Origin of the sequence: Brevundimonas albigilva (assembly GCF_023573565.1) — a bacterium.
GTDB lineage: Bacteria > Pseudomonadota > Alphaproteobacteria > Caulobacterales > Caulobacteraceae > Brevundimonas > Brevundimonas albigilva.
The window spans coordinates 1,123,906-1,143,977 of sequence record NZ_CP097649.1; the positions used below are offsets into that span (position 1 = coordinate 1,123,906).

Below are 20,072 nucleotides of genomic sequence, written 5' to 3' on the forward strand. Positions count from 1 at the left end.
AGCGCCGATGCCGTCCAGCAAACCCGTGCCCGCCGTCCTGCCCTGGCTGACGGCCCTGGCCGCCGCGCCGCTGGTGGTGATCGTCGCGGCGGTGGCGGCCACGCGCTTCGGCGGCGTCGACGTGGGCCTGGCCTATGACGTCCTGACCTGGACCGTCGCGCGAGGGCTGGCCTGGGTCGCCCTGGCGGCGGCGCTGGTCGTCGCCGGGCTCGCGTTCCGCGATCTGAAGGGCAGGGGGCTCTACGCCGTCGCCGCCCTGGTCATGGCCGGGGCCGCCGTCGCCGGATTCCAGGTTCAGGCCGCCAGCCTGGCCGCGGACACGCCTCGCGACGTGACCAGCAACGGCGCCGAGCCGCCGGCCTTCTCGCGTCTGGCGGCCCTTCATCGCGGCCAGACGCCGGCGGGATCGGACGCCTGCCCGGCGGCCCGCTCGATCCCGACCCAGGTGCTGGCGCAGCAGGCCGCCTCGGCCCTGGTCGACGCCGGCTTCCCCGTCGTGCGGGCCACCACCTTCGAAGTCGAGGGCGTGCACGAGGGCGCCTGGTTCGGCTTCGCCCATGACGCCGTGGTGCGGATCCGGCCCGGCCGAACCGACATCCGCGTCGCCGCCCGCGACCGGATCCGCCCCGACGGCGGCGCCGCCTGTCGACTGGCCGGCAAGCTGGCCGACGCCCTCGAGGCGGCCGCCCGCTAGATCAGGCGGAATTCGGCCGAGAACGCGGCCTGCGGCGTGGCCTCGACGACCCCGTCCTCCACCAGCTTGATCAGGTGCGCCAGGACCGACAGCGACGCCGCGGGCCACAGTCGCCGATCGACGGCGGCGTAAAGGACCGGGACCATCTCTCCGACCGTCCGGTCGCCGGCCGCCAGCCGCGCCAGAACCTGGGCCTCGCGCTCCAGCCGGTGGGCCCGATAGGCGGCGAGGAAGGGCGCGACCTCGGTGATCGGCGGCCCATGCGTCGGCCAGATCGTGGCGAAATCCCGCGCGATCACGGCGTCGAGGCTGGCCAGATAGGCGCGCATGTTCCCGTCGGGCGGGGCCACCACCGTGGTCGACCAGCCCATCACATGGTCGCCGCTGAACAGGGCGTTCTCCTCCCTGAGGGCGAAGGCCAGATGGTTCGACGCATGGCCAGGGGTGGCGACGGCCTCGAGCGTCCACTCATCCCCCTCGATGACCTCGCCGCCGACCAGGATTTTATCCGGGGCGAAGTCCGCATCCTCTTCCTCGTCCAGGCCGCCCGAGGCGTGGGTTTCGCGGACGGGCGGGCGGGCCGCCAGCACGATCGCGCCCGTCTTTTCCGCAAGGGGCCGCGCCAGCGGCGCGTGATCGCGGTGCGTATGCGTGACCAGCACATGGCTGACGGTGCGGCCTTCCACCGCCGCCCGCAGCGCCCCCTCATGCGCGGGATCCCGCGGGCCGGGGTCGATCACCGCCACCCGGGCGCCGGGCTCGGTCCGCCCGACGATATAGACGCCGGTGCCGGTGAAGGTGAACGGTCCGGGATTGGGCGCCACCAGCCGCTGGATCAGCGGCGACACCTGATCCGTCCGCCCGTAGGCGAAGTCGAAGTCCCGCACGAAGGGGATCATGGGCGCCCGCCGGGCGTCTGGCGCGGCCCTTGCGTTAACGAGTCGGAAACCTTCGCCGGAGCGCCCGTCATGGCCCGTTCGATCGCCCTTGCTGTCTCAAATCGGCTCCAGCCCATCGCCGCCGCGGTCCTGTGTCTCATGGCGGCGCAACTGGTCGTCGCCTCCTGCACCCCGGAACCCGCGCCCTATGCGGCGCGGGTGGGGATCGTGCGATAGAGACGTCAGTCGGTGGTCTGGCGCCGCACGCGAAAAGCGCTGCTTGAACCTACGGTCATCATGAAACTGCCGAGCGAAGCGCGTCGCACCTGGACTTCCTGGCCCGCTTGCCGCCGAACATACGGCGAGCTCGAATCGATCTGAAGCCAGGTTGAGCCGTCCTCCAGCGTCACCAGCCACTTCTGGCCTGCGCCCACCTGCCTGGCGCTTCGTAGTGCAGAGGTGATGGATGAGATTTCCTCTGGCCGCCCCTCGCGCGCGAAAGGATTGAGGACGTTGATGTCGAATCCGAAGGCCTGCCGCTGCGACGCCTCGACTTCGGCTCTATCCAGAACCACGACGGACCCGGATCTCGTTGCGGTTTCGAAAGCGGCGGTCGCATCGTCGTAGCAGGACAATCGAGCGGTGACGTCCTGCACCGACCGGCAACGAATCAATTGATCCCAAACTTCGCTGGAAGGGGCTGTCTGGGCCGAAACCGAGCCCGCAATAGCCGACGAAGCGACCACCGCCATCAGAAATGAATAACGCGGCATTTTCAGACCTGTTTTCGGCATCGTTCACCTCATCACGTTGGCGGCCGGTGGCCGGGTGGGCAAGGGGGACGCCCAATCTGGTCTCTCAGGGCCTCCATCCGCGACCAGAGTGTGGCGCGTTTGCGACAGAGTGGCGACGACTGTGTTCAAAATTGGCCAAGATGCTGGACTTCAGCGGCGCGTTCGTATGGTCTGCAACCAACCCGACGTTGGCGTCGGGTAATCGGCTTTTGGCGGGGGAGCGTTCGGATTTCCGACGGGGCTCGCCATCACGGGAGAACAAGTCTTGAGCAATCTGAAGTATCGTCGAAGCCTGCTGGCGACCACCATGATTAGCGGCGCGATCATGGCCGCAGCCGCCAGCCCGGCCTTCGCGCAGGAAACCCAAACGTCGGACGATCAGGCGACCGTTGAAGACGTCGTCGTCACCGGCTCGCGCATCGTGCGTCAGGACTTCGCCGCCATCAGTCCGGTCACGACGGTCACGTCGGAGACGATCGAGCTGACCGCCACGCTGACGGTTGAAAACCTTCTGAACCAACTGCCGTCGGTCGTCGCCGGCAATATGAACACCTCGAACAACGCGGGCGGCGAAGAGTTCGCCACCGTCGATCTGCGCGGCCTCGGCGCGCAACGTACGCTGGTTCTGGTGAACGGCGAGCGCGTGCCCGCCTCGTCGACCACCGGCGTCGTCGATCTGAACACCATTCCCGCCTCGCTGATCGAGCGTGTCGAAGTCGTCACCGGCGGCGCCTCCGCCGTTTACGGCTCTGACGCCCTGGCCGGCGTCGTGAACTTCATTCTGAAGGACAACTTCGAAGGCGCCGAGATGAACGTGAGCTACGGCTCCGACTTCGAAGGCAACTCGCCGGAGTATGAAATCAACGGCCTGTTCGGCGGCAGCTTCGCCAACGGTCGCGGCAACCTGACCACCTACGCCAGCTACTACAAGCGCGAAGGGACTTATCAGAGCGAGTTCGACTATTCCGCCGTTTCGGGCGCTGTTGTGGTCGCTGCCGACGGAACCTACCCGGTGGTCGACACAGCCGCTGAATGGCTGGATGCGGTCAACAACGGCGCTCTGGGCACTTATGTGTCCGGCGGTTCGGCTACGTCGGCTTGGGGTACGATCTATAACAACGCTGCGAACCCGTTCAGGGGACTGGCGGGTGCGGTCGGCGCCACAGGCAACACCAACTTCGCGGCGGGCGGGTACGACACGACTTGCGATGGCGTGCCGAACGCGACCCCCTACAACACCGGAAACCTCTCGTTCGATACGTCGGGTGCCCTGACGCCGCTGGCAACCGCGGGCGCGTGCGCTGTTCCGGATCGTGCCGCGGGGTCCAGCCGTTATAACTTCGCCCCCGATAACTATCTGGTCATCCCGGCCGAGCGCTTCACGATCTCGACGATCGGTCACTACGACATCACCGATGACATCCGTCTGCGTGTGCAGTTGAACTACGTCAACAGCACCCAGCAGGTCTCGCTGGCTCCGACGCCCGCGACGGGTCTGCAGGTCACCCTGACGCCGGCCATGCGATCGCTGATCTCGACCAACCATCCGGACCTGTGGGCGGCGTTGCAATCGCGTCCGAACCCGCTGTCGTCCTTCACCATGGACCGCCGAATGAACGAAGTCGGCGCGCGGACCGGCCAGTCAGAAAATAACGCCCTCTCCATGCTGGGCACCCTGACGGGCAAGTTCTCGGATACTTGGGACTGGAGCTTGACGGCCAGCTACGGCCTGAACAACTTTACCTCGACCGGCGAAAACTCGACCAACCGTACCGCTCTGGCGCAAGGCTTGGCGGGATGCCAAGATCTCGCAGGTAATGCGCTGGTCGGCCTTCTGCCCGGATGCGTGCCGCTCGATCTGTTTGGTGAAGGCACATTGACGGACGCGATGGTCAACTTCCTGACCGTGCCGACGTTCGCCACCACGGAGATTCGCGAAAAGCGCGTCGCGGGCTTCGTGCGCGGCTCGCTGTTCAACCTGCCGGCGGGCCCCGTTTCGGCGGTGTTCGGTGCGGAGTATCGCGAGTCGAAGGCGGACTTCCGCGTCGATGACATGCAACGCACCGGTAACATCTTCGGCTTCAACGCAATCCAGAACCAAGCCGGTTCGGTCGATGTTTCCGAAGTGTACACCGAAGTGGCTGTGCCGCTGTTGGCGGACCTGCCCTTCTTCAACTACCTGGGACTGGAAGCCGGGGCGCGCTACTCCGACTACAACACCATCGGCGGGCAAGAGACCTACAAGCTCGGCGCCGAATGGTCGCCGGTGGACTGGGTGAAGGTCCGCGCGATGTACAATACTGCGGTCCGTGCGCCCTCGGTGTTCGAACTGTTCCAGAACGGCGACCAAGGCTTCGCCAGCTACACCGATCCCTGCCGGTCGGCTGCGAACCCGTCGGCCCAACTGCTGGCATTCTGCTCGGCCCAGGCGGGTGGTTACGACTTCACCGGCTTCACCCAAGCGAATACTCAGGTCGAGGCGTTCGCGTTTGGTAACCCGAACCTTGCGCCGGAAGAGGCCGAAACCACCACGATCGGTTTGGTCTTCCAGCCGCAGTCGCCTGTCGGCACCATTCGCGCTTCAGTCGACTACTACGACATCGACATCACCAACCTGGTGGCGTCGCTGGGCGCGGGTTACTGGATCAATGACTGCTACGGATCGCTGGATGCCTCGGCCGAAGGTTGCTCGCGCGTCGTCCGTGATCCGCTAACGGGTCAAATCGACTTTGTGAACACCACCCGCACCAACCTTGGCTACCAGCGTACCAAGGGTTACGACTTCCAACTGGACTTCGTGTTGGATGGTGCTGACGTCGGCCTGCCGGGCCGCTTCCGTATCAACGAGCTCTTCACCTACGTCGACTCGTTGGACTATGACGGTGACGAGTATGCTGGCACGGCCGTGGCTTACATCGGGGGCGGGATCTTCGATTGGAAGTCGGTGCTGTCCGTCTCGTATGACATCGGTGACTTCACTTTCTTCACCCGCTGGAACTACATCCCGCAGCTGGAGGACATCGCCTTTGGTCCGAATTACAATGATGGTAGCCCGGTCTACACGCCGTCCTCCAACTATCTGGACTTCTCAGCACGTTACAACGTGAGTGATAATCTCCAGATCACGGCGTTCGTCGGTAATGTTTTTGATCGTATGCCTGAGCAAACCGCTTCGGGTGTCGGTTACGGACAGGCGAACACGGACACGCAACTGTATCGAGTGTTCGGCCGCACCTTTAACATCGCTATGAAGGCTCGCTTCTAAGAGCGGATCGATACGAGCGAAGGGCGGACCGCAAGGTCCGCCCTTTTTCTTTTGGCGCGCCTCCAAACGGCCATTGGCAACGCTCAAGCTCTCCTTGCGTTTGAAGCGAGTTCGACGCCGCCCTGAATGAGGATTGCATGTTTCTGGCCTTGGCGATCACCGCCGCGTTCACCTTGCAACAAACCCCGCCCGGCGATGGCCCCATCGCCACGGCTTCGTCCGTTTCCGAGTCCGCCGATTCCGTGCGCCTGCGCGAAGCCTTGGCCTATTCCAATCCTCTGCCGCGCGGGGCGCCGACGCAGGATTATCCGCTGGTGGCGTGGTGCGATGCGTTGGTGACGGGTCACGCCGATCTGGGCGACACCCTGACGGATCGCTCGGCCGAGGACACCGAACTGGTCAGACTGGGGCGGCTGGAGGCGCAGGATTTCCGCAGCGCCCTGGTCGCGGCCGAGCCCCGTCAGTCCGCCGCCGCCAAGGCCGAGGCCCAAAGGGCGGCCGCCGCGGCCAAGGCCCAATGGGCGCCTCTGCTCGCCAATGCGGACGAGACCAGCCGCAGCCAGGCCTTCGGGCTGTTCTTCGGCCTGCCGGGACGTTGCGAGCACGCCGCACGGCGCATTCGCGACAACATCACCACGCCGCCGGCCACGCCGGCCGAGGTTGGGCTTCAGGACGCAACGCCGACGGACTGATCGCGGTCCGGGCTCGGATTGTCGACGGCGGCCCGGCTTCGGTCAGGCCGCCGTTTCGCGTTTGCGGGCGTAGGGATCGTAGTTCAGGATCGGCGCCAGCCAGCGTTCGGCCGTGGCCAGATCCCATCCCTTGCGCGCGGCGTAGTCCTCGACCTGGTCGCGGTCGATCTTGCCGACGCCGAAATAGTGGCTTCCCGGGTGAGCGAAGTAGAGGCCCGAAACCGAGGCCGGCGGGGTCATGGCGAAGCTTTCGGTCAGGGCCATGCCGGCGTTCGGCCCGGCCTCCAGCAGGCGGAACAGGGTCGCCTTTTCCGTATGGTCCGGTTGGGCCGGATAGCCGGGGGCGGGACGGACGCCCTGGTATTTCTCGGCGATCAGATCCTCGACCGACGCCGCTTCATTGGGCGCATAGCCCCACAAGGTGGTGCGAACCTCCTTGTGCATCCGCTCGGCGAAGGCCTCGGCCAGGCGGTCGGCGAGAGCCGTGGCCAGGATGGCGGAATAGTCGTCGCCCGCCGCCTTGAACGCGGCCGCCTTCTCCAGTTCGCCGTGTCCGGCGGTGACGGCGAAGGCGCCGATATAGTCCGCGCCGTTCTCGGCCACGAAGTCGGAGATCGACAGGTTCGGCTTGCCGTTCGACTTGGCGATCTGCTGGCGCAGGCCGTGGAAGCGGGCGAGCTCGGTCGCGCGGGTCTCGTCGCTCCAGACCACGATGTCGTCGCCGCGCGCGTTGGCGGGCCAGAAGCCGACGACGCCGCGTGCCGTGAACCAGCGCTCGTCGACGATCCGCTTCAGCATGGCCTGGGCGTCCGCGAACAGGTCGCGCGCGGCCTCGCCGACGATTTCGTCCTCCAGGATCAGGGGATAGCGGCCGATCAACTCCCAACTGGCGAAGAAGGGGGTCCAGTCGATGTGGTCGGCCAGGTCCTGAAGGTCCCAGGCGTCGAAGGCGCGCACGCCCAGGAAGGACGGCGGCGGGGCGGGCGTCTGACCCTGCGCAGGCCGCCAGCGATTGTCCCGCGCCTGCTGCAGGCTGGCGCGAGCCTTCACGTCCTGGCCGCGCGCATACTGTTCGCGGATGCGGATGTATTCGTCGCGGGTCGCCTGCTCGTTTCGGGCCCTTTCGGTCGGCGACAGCAGGCCAGAGACCACGCTGACGGCGCGGCTGGCGTCCACGACATAGGTGGTCGATCCGCGCTGATAGGCCGGCTCGATCTTGACCGCCGTATGGGTGCGGCTGGTCGTGGCGCCGCCGATCAGCAGGGGAATGTCGAAGCCGCGCCGCTCCATCTCGGCGGCGACGAAGACCATCTCGTCTAGCGACGGCGTGATCAGGCCCGACAGGCCGATGATGTCGCAATTCCGGGCCTTGGCCTCGTCCAGGATGCGGTCGGCGGGGACCATGACGCCCAGGTCCACCACCTCGTAATTATTGCACTGGAGAACCACGCCGACGATGTTCTTGCCGATGTCGTGGACGTCGCCCTTGACGGTGGCCATCAGGATGCGGCCGTTGGAAGAGCGGGGCTGGCCGGCCTTTTCCGCCTCCATGAAGGGCTCGAGGTAGGCCACGGCCTGTTTCATTACGCGGGCCGACTTCACCACCTGCGGCAGGAACATCTTGCCCGAGCCGAACAGGTCGCCGACCACGTTCATCCCGTCCATCAGCGGGCCTTCGATGACGTGCAGGGGGCGCTCGGCCTGGCTGCGCGCCTCTTCGGTGTCGGCCTCGATGAACTCCGTGACGCCGTTGACCAAGGCGTGCTCGATCCGCTTGCCGACGGGGGCGTCGCGCCATTTCAGATCGACGGCCTTGGCCGCGCCCTTTTCGCCCTTGTAGGACGGGGCCATGTCCACCAGCCGCTCGGTGTTGGACACGTTGGTCCGCTGCGGCCGGTTCAGGATCACGTCCTCGACCGCCTCGCGCAGGGTCGGGTCGATGTCGTCATAGACGGGCAGGTCGCCGGCGTTGACGATCCCCATGTCCATGCCGGCGTTGATGGCGTGGTACAGGAAGACCGAGTGGATCGCCCGGCGCACCGGCTCGTTGCCGCGGAAGCTGAACGAGACGTTCGACACGCCGCCGGATATGCGGGCGTAGGGCAGGGTGCGCTTGATCTCGCGCGTCGCCTCGATGAAGTCGACGGCGTAGTTGTCGTGCTCCTCGATCCCCGTCGCCACGGCGAAGATGTTGGGGTCGAAGATGATGTCCTCGGGCGGGAAGCCGACCTCGTCGACCAGGATGCGGTAGGCGCGGGTGCAGATCTCGATCTTGCGGGCGGCCGTGTCGGCCTGGCCTGCCTCGTCGAAGGCCATGACCACGACGGCGGCGCCGTAGCGCAGGCATTTGACGGCCTGCTCCCGGAACTCGGCCTCGCCCGCCTTCATCGAGATGGAGTTCACGATGGGCTTGCCCTGGACGCACTTCAGCCCGGCCTCGATGACCTCCCATTTGGATGAGTCGATCATCACCGGCACGCGGGCGATGTCCGGCTCGGCCGCGATCAGGTTGAGGAAGGTCCGCATGGCGACGACGCCGTCCAGCAGACCCTCGTCCATGTTGACGTCGATGACCTGGGCGCCCGCCTCGACCTGCTGGCGCGCGACATCCAGCGCGGCGGCGTAATCGCCCTCGACCACCAGCTTGCGGAATTTGGCCGAGCCGGTGACATTGGTGCGTTCGCCGACGTTGATGAAGACGGGACGCATCTAGATCCTCCCTTGCGAAGCGGGGGAGGGGGACCGCGCGAAGCGTGGTGGAGGGGGCGGACGCAAATGAGATGCCTGCGCTTCCGGGATATTGATTCGAGCGAGGCGGCAGACGGCGGAGGCATTGTCGCCCCCTCCACCGCTCCGCGGTCCCCCTCCCCCGCAGGGCGGGGGAGGATTTGTCCATTCGTGTCTCACGCCACCAACTCGAACGGCTCGAGCCCCGACAGGCGCAGCGCCACCGGCCGCTCCGGGACCGCGCGGGGCTTCAGCGGCGCGACTTCTTCGGCCACGTGCCGGATGTGATCCGGCGTGGTGCCGCAGCAGCCGCCGACGATGTTGACCAGGCCGGAGGCGGCCCATTCCTCGATGAAGTGGGCGGTCTCGTGCGGCTGCTCGTCGTACTGGCCCATGGCGTTGGGCAGGCCGGCGTTGGGATAGGCGGCGACCAGGGTGTCGGCCACGCGGCTCAGTTCGGCGATGAACGGGCGCATCAGATCGGCGCCCAGGGCGCAGTTGAAGCCGACGGCGAAGGGCTTGGCGTGACGCACGCTGTTCCAGAAGGCCTCGGCCGTCTGGCCCGACAGGGTGCGGCCCGAACGGTCGGTGATGGTGCCGGAAATCCAGATGGGCAGGGCGTCCATGCCCTCGTCCTCCAGATCCTTGATCGCCTTGATCGCGGCCTTGCAGTTCAGCGTGTCGGTGATGGTCTCGATCAGATACAGATCGACGCCGCCTTCGTTCAGCGCCTTCACCTGATGGCGATAGGCCTCATAGACCTGGTCGAAGGTCACGCTGCGGGCGCCGGGATCGTTCACGTCCGACGACATCGACAGCATCTTGTTCAGGGGACCGATGGAGCCGGCGGCGAAGCGGGGCTTGTCCGGCTGCTTCTCGGTCCAGCGGTCGGCGGCGGCGCGCGCCAGTTTCGCGCCTTCCAGATTGATGTCCCACACCGCCTGTTCGTCCAGGGCGTAGTCTTCCTGGGCGATGGTCGTCGCCGAGAAGGTGTTGGTCTCGGAGATGTCGGCGCCGGCGGCGTAATACTGCTCGTGCAGGTCGGCGATGATGTCGGGCCGGGTGATGCAGAGGATGTCGTTGTTCCCCTTCATCTGCTGCTTTTCGTCATAGCCGTTGGCGGCGACGAAGCGATCGGCGCGGAAGTCGGCCTCGCTCAGGCCGCGCCGCTGGATCATCACGCCCCAGCTGCCGTCCAGCACCAGGATGCGTTCCTTCGCCGCCGCATGCAGGGCGGCGATGCGGTCGGCGCGGGCGGGGGGGGGCGTCATTGGGCGACCGCCTTCTGTTCACGCACGCCCAGCACCCGGCAGATCGCATAGACCAGGTCGGCGCGGTTCAGGGTGTAGAAGTGGAAGTCGCTGAAGCCTTCTTCCTGCAACCGGGCGCAGGTTTCGGCGGCGACCGAGGCGGCCAGAAGCTTGCGGGTCTCGGGGTCGTCGTCCAGACCGTCGAAATGGGCCGCCAGCCAGTCGGGCACCGCGGCGCCGCAGGCGGCGCTCATCCGCTTCAGGCCGTTGAAGTTCGACACCGGCATGACGCCGGGGATCAGCGGAATGGTCACGCCCGCCGCCCGCACCCGGTCGCGGAAGCGCAGGAAGGCGTCGATGTCGAAGAAGAACTGGCTGACCGCGCGGGTGGCCCCGGCGTCGACCTTGGCCTTCAGCACGTCGATGTCGTGGTCGATCGACGGGCTTTCGGGATGTTTCTCGGGATAGGCGCCGACCGTCACCTCGAACCCGCCGGCGCGGCCGATGGCGGCGGTCAGTTCGGTCGCATTGGCGTAGCCGTCGGCGCGCGGTCGATACACGCCGCCGATTCCGTCTCCACCCGGCGGGTCGCCGCGCAGGGCGACGATGTGGTCGACGCCGATGGCCTTGTAGCTGTCGATGACCTCGTCGACCTCGTCGCGGCTGGCCTCGACGCAGGTCAGGTGGGCGGCGGGGCGCAGGGCGGTCTCGGCGATGATGCGCTGGACCGTGCGGTGCGTGCGTTCGCGCGTGGAGCCGCCCGCCCCGTAGGTGACTGAGACGAAGGCCGGGTTCAGCGGTTCCAGCCGCCGGATCGCTTTCCACAGGCTGGCCTCGGCGTCATCCGACTTGGGCGGAAAGAACTCGAACGACACGCGCACGGGCGCATGGTTCGATCCGGCGCGGGCGACCGGACCGAGCGGCGACAGCAGCAGGGCGCGGGCTTCGGACAGGCTGGCCATCAGGCGGTCTTTCGATCTTGGACGGCTGAGGGGACGGCGGGGCGTTCGCCGGTCCAGATGGTCACGGTCAGGCCCTCGCGGTCGGGCGGCAGGGCGATGGGGGCGAAGCTGGTCAGGCCCGCCTCCTTCAGCCAGCCGGCGATCTCGGTGTCGGCGAAGCCGAGACGGCGATGCTGATGCGCCTCGCGCATGTGTTCGAAGTCGTGCGGCGCGAAGTCGACGATCAGCAGGCGCCCGCCCGGGCTGACCAGCCGCGCGGCCTCGGCCACGGCGGCGGCGGGATCGGCCAGGTAGTGCAGCACCTGATGCACGATCACCAGATCGGCGCTGTGGACCGGCAGGCGGGTGGCGAAGATGTCGCCGTGGCGCAGTTCGACCTTGTCCAGCCCGGCCTTCGACACATTGGTCCGGGCGATGTTCAGCATGTTCTGGCTCAGGTCCAGGCCCACCGCCATCTTCGCCTTCTTGCCGAACAGGGTCAGCATCCGGCCCGAACCGGTGCCCAGATCGACCACGCGTTCGAACGGGCCGGGACCGGCGGCCTGCTCCAGCGCCGCCTCGACCGCATTCTCGCTGACGTAGAGAGAGCGCAACCTGTCCCATTGGGGGGCGATCTGTTCGAAATAGGCGGCGGCGGCTTCCTCGCGATCCTTGCGGACCTCATCCAGGCGACGGTGGTCGGCCTCGCCGGCGTCGTCGGCCAGGATATCCAGGACCGTATCGATCAGTCGCCGCGCCTGGGCGTCGTGCGACAGGCGGTAATAGACGCGCGCGCCGTCGGGAAAGCGCTCGATCAGGCCCGCATCCGTCATCAGCTTCAGGTGGCGCGACACGCGCGGCTGGCTCTGGTCCAGGATGCGGGACAGTTCCATGACCGACAGTTCTTCCCCCGCCAGCAGCGACAGCACGCGCAGGCGGGTCGGTTCGCCAGCAGCGCGCAGGGCTTCGACGGTTTGATCCGCGGTCAGGGTCATGGCATCATATAAGGATATCCTTATATGATTATGCAAGCGAAATCGCCCACCGCGCCGGGCCTCAGTCCCCAGGCGCGGTCCGCTTCGGCCGCCAGCGCTCGATTGTCCACAGAAACGCGAGGACGGCCAGCAGCGCGGCGAACCAGGGCCAGGCCGCGCCGCGTCCGTGCCGGTCGGCCGCCGCGGCGGCGGGCCGGGGGGCTGAAACGGCGGCCAATTGGCGGGTGGCCTCGCGCGCCTGGAACGCCCGAAGCGACGGCGCCGCGTCACGCGGGTGAACATAGAAGGCGGTCTGCGCGCCGTCCGGCGTCCGCGCCATGTGCCAGCCCGCGCGTTGCGGCCAGTAGGCGGCGCAGGCGTGGTCGCCGGTTGCGGGATCGACCAGCAGACGGCTTTCTCGTCCGGCCGGATCGACGACGATCGTGTTCGCGGCGACCGCGCACGCCACCAGTCGCACGCCCGCCGTCGAGAAGCCGTCGACGTGCAGCCTGCGGCTCGGCTCGGGCCGTGACAGGCCGGAGAAAAGCGCGCTCCACAGCGCGCCGTGCGTATCGCCCCGGCCGGTCAGGACAAGCACATAGCTGTCGGCGACGGTCCAGACGCCGACCCGGCCCAGACCCAGCGGGCGCCACCCCGCGAGTTCGGTTCCGTCCGCGGCGCGCAGTAGGGACGCCGTATCGGATCCGGACAGGGTGAAGTCGCGCCGTTCCAGGGGCGCCGGCGTCTCGGCGCGCACGGCGGCGTCGCCGCTGGTCGTCGACGCCGGGGCGGGGGGCAACTCCACCTCGCGGGCGTCGCCGCCGCCGCTCAGCGGAAAGCCCAGCGCCGCCCATTCGCGACGCGTGGCGCCGGACAGGGCGTCGGTCGGCCGCAGCAGAAGGCCCATCCCGTCGCGCACCGCCGCCGTCACGGCCGCGCGCGCCTGAGGGGACAGGCCTTCCCAACGCCGGTCGTCGATGACCAGCAGGTCGACGTCGCGAAGACGGGCCGCCGTCAGCGCCCCCGGCGGGTCGCCCATCTGCAGGCCCCCGCCCAGATCGACCTGGAGGCGCAGATCGACGTCGGCGTCCTGGGCCCACCGGCGCAGATATTTGGTCTCGGGGTTGGGCGCGCCTTCCAGGGCCAGGACCCGAGGACGCGGCGCAGGGTGGGCGTCGACGGGCACGGCGATCTGCTCGACCGTGCGGCCGGCGGCGTCCTGCAGGCGAAGGGCGAACAGGGCCTGACCCGCCACCCGCGCGCTGGATCGCAGCGTGAAGCGGCCGCCGGCGACGACGGCGGCGTGATCCACCACCGCGTTGGACGGATCGACCAGGGCGATCGAGCCGGAGGGCAGGGCGCCGACCCGCCCCGCCACGCTGAACGTTCCGCCTGGGGCGACCGGTGCGGGCAGGGCCGCTTCGATGACGCCTCGCGCAAGGGGGGGCGGCGCATAGGTCGTCGGAACAGGCAGGGGCTGCAGGTCGCGCGGTTCCAGCCCGCCGCCCACGATCCGCAGGCGGGCGGCGTCGGGAAACCGTCGCAAGGCCGTGGCCAGGTCCGGCGCCGGTTCGGCCCCCGCCACGGCGCCGGCTTCGGGCAGGGCGATCAGCCTGTCCCCCGGTCCGGTCGCGATAACGCCGGGCGCCCCCCGCGTGGCCACCACCAGGGCGCCCGCCCGCAGCGACGTGGCTGGCGGGAACAGGGTCAGATAAAGCAGCGCGCCCGCCGCGACGTTCAGCGTCATCAGCAGGGCCAGCCGCCACAGGGACGAACGCTGGTCGACGGGCGCCGCCTGTCGCCACAGGATCAGCCGCGCCAGGCTGATCGCCACGATCAGGCCGATGGCGACGCCGACCCAAACGGGAATGGAGGCGGCCCCGGTCATTGCAGGGCCTCCAGATAGCGCCGCCCGCGCGCGTCCGGCGCCGTGCGACGCTGGACGGCGGGCGGCGGCCGATCCAGCGCGGTCCAGAGAAGGGCGCGCAGCCGGGCGCGGCACGGCCGGCAATCGGGTTCGTTGCGGACGGTGTCGATGGCCGCCGTCAGCGCCAGCGGGTCCTGCAGCCGGCCGCGGTTGTCGCGAACCCAGCGATCCAGCGCGTCCAATCTCAGGGGCCCCGTCGGGCCCGGCCGCTCTTGAAGGGCGCGCCAGACGTCGGCGGCCGTGGCGTCGGCGGTCCGGTCCGGCAGGGCGGCGAACGCCCCGCCGACGATCCCGTCGCGGTCTCCGCTCAGGCGGCGCGACAGGTCGACGGGCGGCAGGTTCGCGCCGGTGCGCGCCAGGAAGATTCGCGTGGCCTGCTGGGCCTCCTTCAGCAGCTCCAGCGCGCGGTGGGCGTAGGGCAGGGCGTCTTCCGGCAGACCCTGGCGAAGGGCGCGTTCGGAGCCCCACATGGCGTTCAGCGCCTGGCGCAGGGTGTCGCGCGTGCCGGGGTCGAACAGCGTCGCCGCCTCCGGCGTGTCGTGGACGTGGCCGAACTGCGCCGTCACATCCATCTGCGAGCCGAAGGCGGGCGGTCCGGCGTCATGCGCGTGGTCGTGATCGGCGTGGTCGTGATCCGCATGATCGTGATCGGCCTCGGCCGCCGCCGGGGCCGGCGCGGGGGCGTCGTTGGTCGGAAGCGCCGGGCGCGAGGGCGCGTCGTTTGTCGGCAGCGCGATTCCGCCGGCGCCGCCGCCCTCGGCCTCTTCGCCCATGAACTGGCCATAGCGCAGGCGCAACTGAGCCTGGTCGGCGCCCAACGCGTTGGAGCGGCTCTGGAACCGGTCGGCGCCGATCCGGCGGCGATCCGCGATCAGCGCCTCGGCGTCGATGATGATCTGCCGCTGGCTGCGGAAGTAGGCGGGCAGGGTCTGGCGGACCATGCCGTCCAGGCCGCCCTCCAGCCCCTGGGCCGACGGCCAGCGCAGGATCACGCTGGGGCCGTCGACCGTCTGCGGAGCCGGGGCGCGATTGTCGCGCGCCGCCAGCTGCACGATCATGTCGCCGCCCGGCGCCAGGCCCTCGCGCGCCAGATCCAGGGTGACGGAGAAACGCTTGCGCCGGCCGTCGCCGCGACCGGTCAGCGGCAGGGTGCGATGCTTGACGGTGATGTTCTCGCCCTCGCCCCGGGTCACGGCGATGCGCAGCACCGCGCCGGGCGCAACGCCGTAGTCGTCCGTGACCTCGAACACCGGGGTCCAGCGCGTCTGGCCGGGGCGCGTCAGGACCAACTGGGCGTCGGGCTCCACGATGCGAACGACCGGGGCGGCGTCGATGACGGCGTTCAGCCGGTGCAGTCGCTGGCGCTCCAGCCCCTGGGCCTCCAGGCGATAGAGGGTCGAGGCGGTCAGGGTCGTCGCGCCCCGCCAGCCGCCGCCCCGGCGGGCCAGCGTCACGGCCGCCGCGCCGGGAAAGACCAGCTGTGCGGCGTCAGGCCCGGGCGCCATGTCGATCACCCACTCGATACGTGATCCCTCTGGCGCGCGGGCGTCCAGCGCGGGCTGCTCGCGCGCGGGCAGCCCCGTATAGGCGGGCGGGACGATCCGCAGGCGGGTGCGCGTCACCTTCGGCGCCCCGGCTGAATGGGGCGTGACGCGGCGCCCTGCATCGACCGGCTGCGTGGAAGGCCAGATGGCCGCCGCCAGGCCGATCGCCGCGCCGACCAAGACAGCGCTGACGATGGGCCGGCGCGACCACGGCGGCCGCAGATCCATTCGCTCCAGAGCGTCCGTTCGGCGCTCCAGGCGGCCGCGTTGCAGGGCGGCGAACCCCTTCAGCGCGGCGGGGTCGCGGAACAGCAGGTCGGCGCTGTCTTCCAACGGCGGGGCGCCGGCGTCCAGTCGGGCGACGAGCCACGCCCGGTCAAGACGGCGGATCCGCCAGGCGGCCGTGATCGAAGTCGCCAGGAGCAGGCCGACGGCGACGGCGGCCGCGACCTCCGGACCGAAAATCCGCAGGCACAGAAGCACAATGCCCGTCGTCAGCGGCAGGCCGATCGCCAGCGTGTCCAGGGCCGCGCGGCGGCGGGCGGCGTTCTGAAGCCGAAGGGCTTGCTGCTGGAGCGAGGGTTTGCGTGCGGTCATGGCGCGACCGCTCGACGTCGGCGGGTGGCGAGCCAGCGCTCGACCGCGAACAGCAGGGCGACGAGCACAGCCAGCCAGGGTCTTGCGTCCAAGGCCGGAAGCCGAGGAGCCGGCCCCCCCGTCAGCGGGGCGTGATCGACGGCGGCGACGCGCGCGGGCTGCGGCGACGGCGCCAGCAGCCGCCAAAGCGCGTCGGGAAAGTCGGCCTGGGCCACGGCGGGCATGGCCGACGGCGTCAGCGGCCGCGTCAGATGCACGACCCGCCCCTTGCCGACCAGGCCCTGCATCGCCAAGGGCGCGCCGGCGTCGTCGCGCCAGGCGGCGACGGCCTCGCCTTCGAACGGCAGGACGGCGTCGGAGGACAGAAGGGCCACGCCCCCGGCGCGGATCCAGGCGACGACCTCGGCGGACGGAGCGCCGGCCGCCAGCCACACCAGCGCGCCGGGGTCGGCGCCCAGCGCCTTGTCGGTCGAGGCGGCGTCGAAGGCGGGCCGCAGGTCCGGCGCCGTCCAGGCCGAGACGGCGGCCCGGAAAAACCGGGCCTGGCGTTCCGCATCCGGGGCGTAGCGGACCGTGAGGCGGGGCGGCGGGGAGGAAGCCGGCGCCGATGCGGGGGCGGGATCCGCCACGCGCCATGCGACCGCCCGCGACAGGCGCGGGCGTTCCGCATCGACGCCGTCCAGGACCGACGGCGCGACCAGTTCCAGCGGCGTCCCCTGGGGAAGGTCGGCGTCCAGTTGCCGGATCAGGCTGACGAGGTCCTGACCCTCGCCTCCTGTCGGCGGGGCGTTGTCGAGAGACGGAAAGCCAGGGGCCAGCCAGATCCGCCGGGCGTTGTCCTGTCGCGGCGCGGGCAGGCGGGCCGGGTCCACGCCAGGGGCGACGGCGAAGACCGGACGGTCGTCGGCCAGGCCGCGCAGCACGGGCTGGGCCAGGCCCAGGACGATCGCGGCCAGCAGCGCCAATCGGGCGGCCAGCAGCCGCCGTTCGTCGATCCGAAGGCGTCGGCGGTACCTGGGATCGCGCTTCAGCCAGCGCAGGGCGGCGAAGGCGACCGTGCGCGTCTGGGTTCGCCGGGCGATGTGGATGACGACGGGGATCGCCAGCGCCGCCAGGGCGACGAGGGCGAAGGGCGCGAGCAGGGCCGGGCTCATGACCGCGTCGCCTCGCGGAACAGGGCCTGTATGGGACGGTCCGCCGGCTCGTCGACCACATGAAGGGCGTGGCGCACGCCGTGGGCGTCCAGGCGGGCGACCAGGGCGGCCCGCGCCTCGGCCATGCGGGCCAGATAGCCGGCGCGCAGGGCGCGTCCGTCGCCGACCACATGGCCGTCAGACTCGGGATCCTCGAAGCGATAGCCGTCGTCGAAGGGGAAGTCCCGTTCGTCGGCGGTCAGGATCTGGATCAGGGCGACGTCGCGACCGGAGGCGGCCAGCCGTTCGGCCCCGGCGACGCAGTCTTCGTCGAACCCGTCGCTCAGAAACAGGATCAGATCGCTTGGGCCCAGACGCTGGCCCAACACCGCCACATCGCGCGTCCAGTGGGCGACACCCCCGGGTTGAAGCGGGGCCAGCGCCAACGACAGCCGGTCGCGATGGCGCGCGCCGGCGCCCGGTTCGATGACGACGGGCGCGCCGGCCGAGGCGACCATCAGGCCGAAGCAGTCGCCCTGTTGCAGAGCCACCTGGATCAGGCTGGCGGCCAGGCGGCGTGCGGCGTCGAACCGGCTCCACAGCGGCGTCGCCAGGTCCGCCTGGCTCATGGAGGCGCTGGCGTCCAGCACGATCCAGATCGCCACCGGGCTCTCGCGTTCGGCGTCGCGTACGAAGAAGCGGTCCGACCGGGCGTAGAGCTTCCAGTCGATCCGGCGCAGGTCGTCGCCGCGCTCGTAGGGCCGATACTGGGCGAACTCCAACCCGCCCCCGCGATTGCGGCTGTCGTGCTGGCCGGCCGCGGACAGCATCGCCGGCCGACGCGGCGTCAGCGACAGCCGCCGCAGGCGGCTGCGCAGATCGGCAGGCAGGTCGAGCGGCGACATCGGCGCCTCAGTCCGAGGCGGGGGCGGGCAGGGTCGTCAGCAGGTCCGCGATGACGGCGTCGGCGCTCTTGGCCTCGGCCTCGGCGGCGAAGGACAGCAGGATGCGGTGGCGCATCACTGGCGCGGCCAGGGCCAGGACGTCCTCGCGCGTCGCGGCCAGACGCCCGTGCAGCAGGGCGCGGGCCTTGCACGCCAGGATCAGGGCCTGTCCCGCGCGTGGACCGGCGCCCCAGCGGACGTAGTCACGCACGACGGCCGGCGCGTCGGGCGCCGGCCGCGTGGCCCGCACCAGGGCGACGATCCAGTCCATCAGCCCGTCGCCCACATGGACCTGACGCACCCATTTCTGCAGGGCCACGATGTCCGGCCCCTGCATCACCTGCGGGACTTCGGCGCCGCCGGCGCCGGTCGTCTGGACCAGGATGGCGCGCTCTTCGGAGGCGGTCGGATAGCCGACCCGGATGTTCAGCAGAAAGCGGTCGAGCTGCGCTTCCGGCAGGGGATAGGTGCCCGCCTGATCCAGCGGGTTCTGCGTCGCCAGGACGAAGAAGGGCTCTGCCAGCCGATGGGTCACGCCGGCGTAGCTGACGGTATGCTCCTGCATCGCCTCCAGCAGCGCGGCCTGGGTCTTGGGCGGGGTGCGGTTCAGTTCGTCAGCCAGCAGCAGGTTGGTGAAGACCGGGCCCGGCTGGAAACGGAAGCGCCGATGGCCCGTGCCGTGATCCTCTTCCAGCACCTCGGTGCCCAGGATGTCGCTGGGCATCAGGTCGGGGGTGAACTGGACGCGGTGGAAGTCCAGCGCCAGCGCCTGACCCAGGGTCCGCACCAGAAGCGTCTTGCCCAGGCCGGGGACGCCCTCGATCAGACAGTGGCCGCCCGCCAGCAGGCCGACCAGCAGCTGTTCGACCACCTGCTCCTGACCGACGATGGCCTGACCGATCGCCTGGCGCAGGCGACCGAGCTGGTCGAGACGGTCCTTGATTTCGGCTTCGCTGGGCGTGTCGGTCATGGGAGTTCCAGGCGGGGAGGGGTCAGGCGGTCAGGGCGTAGATCACGATGTTGACCGCGAACTTGGTGTTGTCTTCGGCCAGGAAGCGCTTGTTGCGCCAGTCGTAGTCCCACTCGCAGCCGTAATCCTTGTTGCTGTAGAGCACGCCCAGCCGGCCGTTCACGACGATGCCCTTCAGATAGTCGTGCACCAGGTCGTCGCCCCAGCCGTTCAGCTCGAAGCTGGTGGCCGGCGGGCCGTCGAACTGGAAGAAGCTGCGATAGAGGGCGTGATCGTTGGGCAGCTTGTTCAGGGCGTCGGCGCCGAACAGGCTCGCCATCTGACGCTCGAACGAGGTGGCGAACAGGCCGTCGATGTCGTGGTTGCAGTCGTCGACGAAGACGAAGCCGCCGTTCCTGACATAGCGTTCGAAATTGGCCGCCTCGGCGGCGTTGAACTCGACCAGCTTGTGTCCCGCCAGATAGCAGAACGGCGCCCTCAGCATCGCCGGGTCGGACAGGCGCACCACCCGCTCCTCCGGGTCGATCCGCAGGTTGGTGTAGTCGACCAGGGAGGTCAGGATGTTCGACGGCATCCGCTGGTCCACGTCCCAGTCGCCGGAATCGTAGCGCAGACGGGTGAACCAGAAGTCGTAGGTCGGCGCGGCGACGGCCGGACGCCCTGAAACCAGGGAGCCCAGCGCGCCGCCGGCCAGCAGTCGCAGGCAGTCCGCACGGGTGAGCCGACCGCCGCCCATCCCGTC

Annotated in this window: 16 protein-coding genes; 4 read left to right on the forward strand and 12 right to left on the reverse strand. The window is 69.4% G+C overall.

The genetic code is table 11. The annotated features are described in order from the left end of the window. Window positions 1-7 precede the first annotated feature (7 nt). Window positions 8-694, forward strand: a complete 687-nt coding sequence (locus M8231_RS05585) for a DUF1499 domain-containing protein (protein WP_250202420.1) — start codon at window positions 8-10, stop codon at window positions 692-694. Here M8231_RS05585 and M8231_RS05590 read toward each other — a convergent pair. Continuing rightward, the gene (locus tag M8231_RS05590) at window positions 691-1,593 is read right to left on the reverse strand and encodes an MBL fold metallo-hydrolase (RefSeq protein WP_249750855.1); all 903 of its coding nucleotides are present in this window, start codon (window positions 1,591-1,593) and stop codon (window positions 691-693) included. The genes M8231_RS05585 and M8231_RS05590 overlap by 4 nt on opposite strands. Before the next feature lie 69 nt (window positions 1,594-1,662). On the opposite strand from M8231_RS05590, the gene M8231_RS05595 reads away from it, so the two are divergent. Continuing rightward, window positions 1,663-1,809 (forward strand): hypothetical protein, encoded by a 147-nt coding sequence (locus tag M8231_RS05595; protein ID WP_249750854.1) that lies wholly within the window; start codon window positions 1,663-1,665, stop codon window positions 1,807-1,809. A 5-nt stretch (window positions 1,810-1,814) separates the two neighbouring features. On the opposite strand, the gene M8231_RS05600 is transcribed toward M8231_RS05595, so the two are convergent. After that, window positions 1,815-2,366: a hypothetical protein gene (locus tag M8231_RS05600; RefSeq protein ID WP_249750853.1), complete on the reverse strand. Its 552-nt coding sequence runs from the start codon at window positions 2,364-2,366 to the stop codon at window positions 1,815-1,817. 265 nt (window positions 2,367-2,631) lie between these two features. On the opposite strand from M8231_RS05600, the gene M8231_RS05605 reads away from it, so the two are divergent. Both M8231_RS05605 and M8231_RS05610 read left to right on the forward strand, forming a co-directional pair. Beyond that, window positions 2,632-5,631: a TonB-dependent receptor plug domain-containing protein gene (locus tag M8231_RS05605; RefSeq protein WP_250202421.1), complete on the forward strand. Its 3,000-nt coding sequence runs from the start codon at window positions 2,632-2,634 to the stop codon at window positions 5,629-5,631. A 137-nt stretch (window positions 5,632-5,768) separates the two neighbouring features. Continuing rightward, the gene (locus M8231_RS05610) at window positions 5,769-6,323 is read left to right on the forward strand and encodes a hypothetical protein (protein ID WP_249750851.1); all 555 of its coding nucleotides are present in this window, start codon (window positions 5,769-5,771) and stop codon (window positions 6,321-6,323) included. Window positions 6,324-6,365: 42 nt separating this feature from the next. On the opposite strand, the gene metH is transcribed toward M8231_RS05610, so the two are convergent. From metH to M8231_RS05660, 10 genes are all read right to left on the reverse strand, one after another. After that, the gene (gene metH / locus M8231_RS05615) at window positions 6,366-9,032 is read right to left on the reverse strand and encodes a methionine synthase (protein ID WP_250202422.1); all 2,667 of its coding nucleotides are present in this window, start codon (window positions 9,030-9,032) and stop codon (window positions 6,366-6,368) included. Window positions 9,033-9,226: 194 nt separating this feature from the next. Next, the gene (locus tag M8231_RS05620; protein WP_250202423.1) at window positions 9,227-10,321 is read right to left on the reverse strand and encodes a homocysteine S-methyltransferase family protein; all 1,095 of its coding nucleotides are present in this window, start codon (window positions 10,319-10,321) and stop codon (window positions 9,227-9,229) included. Further along, window positions 10,318-11,262, reverse strand: coding sequence for a methylenetetrahydrofolate reductase [NAD(P)H] (gene metF, locus M8231_RS05625; protein WP_250202424.1), 945 nt, complete (start codon window positions 11,260-11,262; stop codon window positions 10,318-10,320). The genes M8231_RS05620 and metF overlap by 4 nt, the downstream gene beginning before the upstream one ends. Beyond that, the gene (locus tag M8231_RS05630) at window positions 11,262-12,236 is read right to left on the reverse strand and encodes an ArsR/SmtB family transcription factor (RefSeq protein WP_249750849.1); all 975 of its coding nucleotides are present in this window, start codon (window positions 12,234-12,236) and stop codon (window positions 11,262-11,264) included. Before M8231_RS05630 ends, metF begins: the two co-directional genes overlap by 1 nt. A gap of 61 nt (window positions 12,237-12,297) precedes the next feature. Beyond that, window positions 12,298-14,103 carry a hypothetical protein gene (locus M8231_RS05635; RefSeq protein WP_250202593.1) on the reverse strand — a complete coding sequence of 602 codons (1,806 nt, stop codon included), beginning with the start codon at window positions 14,101-14,103 and terminating at the stop codon, window positions 12,298-12,300. After that, entirely contained in the window at window positions 14,100-16,283 is a 2,184-nt protein-coding gene (locus M8231_RS05640) for a DUF4175 family protein (protein ID WP_250202425.1), read from the reverse strand. Before M8231_RS05640 ends, M8231_RS05635 begins: the two co-directional genes overlap by 4 nt. Next, window positions 16,280-17,437: a BatA domain-containing protein gene (locus M8231_RS05645; protein WP_250202426.1), complete on the reverse strand. Its 1,158-nt coding sequence runs from the start codon at window positions 17,435-17,437 to the stop codon at window positions 16,280-16,282. The genes M8231_RS05640 and M8231_RS05645 overlap by 4 nt, the downstream gene beginning before the upstream one ends. Further along, a complete protein-coding gene (locus tag M8231_RS05650) occupies window positions 17,434-18,321 on the reverse strand; it encodes a DUF58 domain-containing protein (protein WP_249750843.1) in 888 nt (295 codons plus the stop codon). The genes M8231_RS05645 and M8231_RS05650 overlap by 4 nt, the downstream gene beginning before the upstream one ends. Before the next feature lie 7 nt (window positions 18,322-18,328). Then, window positions 18,329-19,330: an AAA family ATPase gene (locus M8231_RS05655; RefSeq protein WP_250202427.1), complete on the reverse strand. Its 1,002-nt coding sequence runs from the start codon at window positions 19,328-19,330 to the stop codon at window positions 18,329-18,331. A 22-nt stretch (window positions 19,331-19,352) separates the two neighbouring features. Then, window positions 19,353-20,066: a DUF4159 domain-containing protein gene (locus tag M8231_RS05660; protein ID WP_249750842.1), complete on the reverse strand. Its 714-nt coding sequence runs from the start codon at window positions 20,064-20,066 to the stop codon at window positions 19,353-19,355. Window positions 20,067-20,072 lie beyond the last annotated feature (6 nt).

Bases quoted from the DNA above. Each gene is read 5' to 3' on its own strand.
- M8231_RS05585 (WP_250202420.1), top strand. From the start codon at position 8: ATGCCGTCCAGCAAACCCGTGCCCGCCGTCCTGCCCTGGCTGACGGCC.
- M8231_RS05590 (WP_249750855.1), bottom strand. From the start codon at position 1,593: ATGATCCCCTTCGTGCGGGACTTCGACTTCGCCTACGGGCGGACGGAT.
- M8231_RS05595 (WP_249750854.1), top strand. From the start codon at position 1,663: ATGGCCCGTTCGATCGCCCTTGCTGTCTCAAATCGGCTCCAGCCCATC.
- M8231_RS05600 (WP_249750853.1), bottom strand. From the start codon at position 2,366: ATGCCGAAAACAGGTCTGAAAATGCCGCGTTATTCATTTCTGATGGCG.
- M8231_RS05610 (WP_249750851.1), top strand. From the start codon at position 5,769: ATGTTTCTGGCCTTGGCGATCACCGCCGCGTTCACCTTGCAACAAACC.
- metH (WP_250202422.1), bottom strand. From the start codon at position 9,032: ATGCGTCCCGTCTTCATCAACGTCGGCGAACGCACCAATGTCACCGGC.
- M8231_RS05620 (WP_250202423.1), bottom strand. From the start codon at position 10,321: ATGACGCCCCCCCCCGCCCGCGCCGACCGCATCGCCGCCCTGCATGCG.
- metF (WP_250202424.1), bottom strand. From the start codon at position 11,262: ATGGCCAGCCTGTCCGAAGCCCGCGCCCTGCTGCTGTCGCCGCTCGGT.
- M8231_RS05630 (WP_249750849.1), bottom strand. From the start codon at position 12,236: ATGACCCTGACCGCGGATCAAACCGTCGAAGCCCTGCGCGCTGCTGGC.
- M8231_RS05635 (WP_250202593.1), bottom strand. From the start codon at position 14,103: ATGACCGGGGCCGCCTCCATTCCCGTTTGGGTCGGCGTCGCCATCGGC.
- M8231_RS05640 (WP_250202425.1), bottom strand. From the start codon at position 16,283: ATGACCGCACGCAAACCCTCGCTCCAGCAGCAAGCCCTTCGGCTTCAG.
- M8231_RS05645 (WP_250202426.1), bottom strand. From the start codon at position 17,437: ATGAGCCCGGCCCTGCTCGCGCCCTTCGCCCTCGTCGCCCTGGCGGCG.
- M8231_RS05650 (WP_249750843.1), bottom strand. From the start codon at position 18,321: ATGTCGCCGCTCGACCTGCCTGCCGATCTGCGCAGCCGCCTGCGGCGG.
- M8231_RS05655 (WP_250202427.1), bottom strand. From the start codon at position 19,330: ATGACCGACACGCCCAGCGAAGCCGAAATCAAGGACCGTCTCGACCAG.
- M8231_RS05660 (WP_249750842.1), bottom strand. From the start codon at position 20,066: ATGGGCGGCGGTCGGCTCACCCGTGCGGACTGCCTGCGACTGCTGGCC.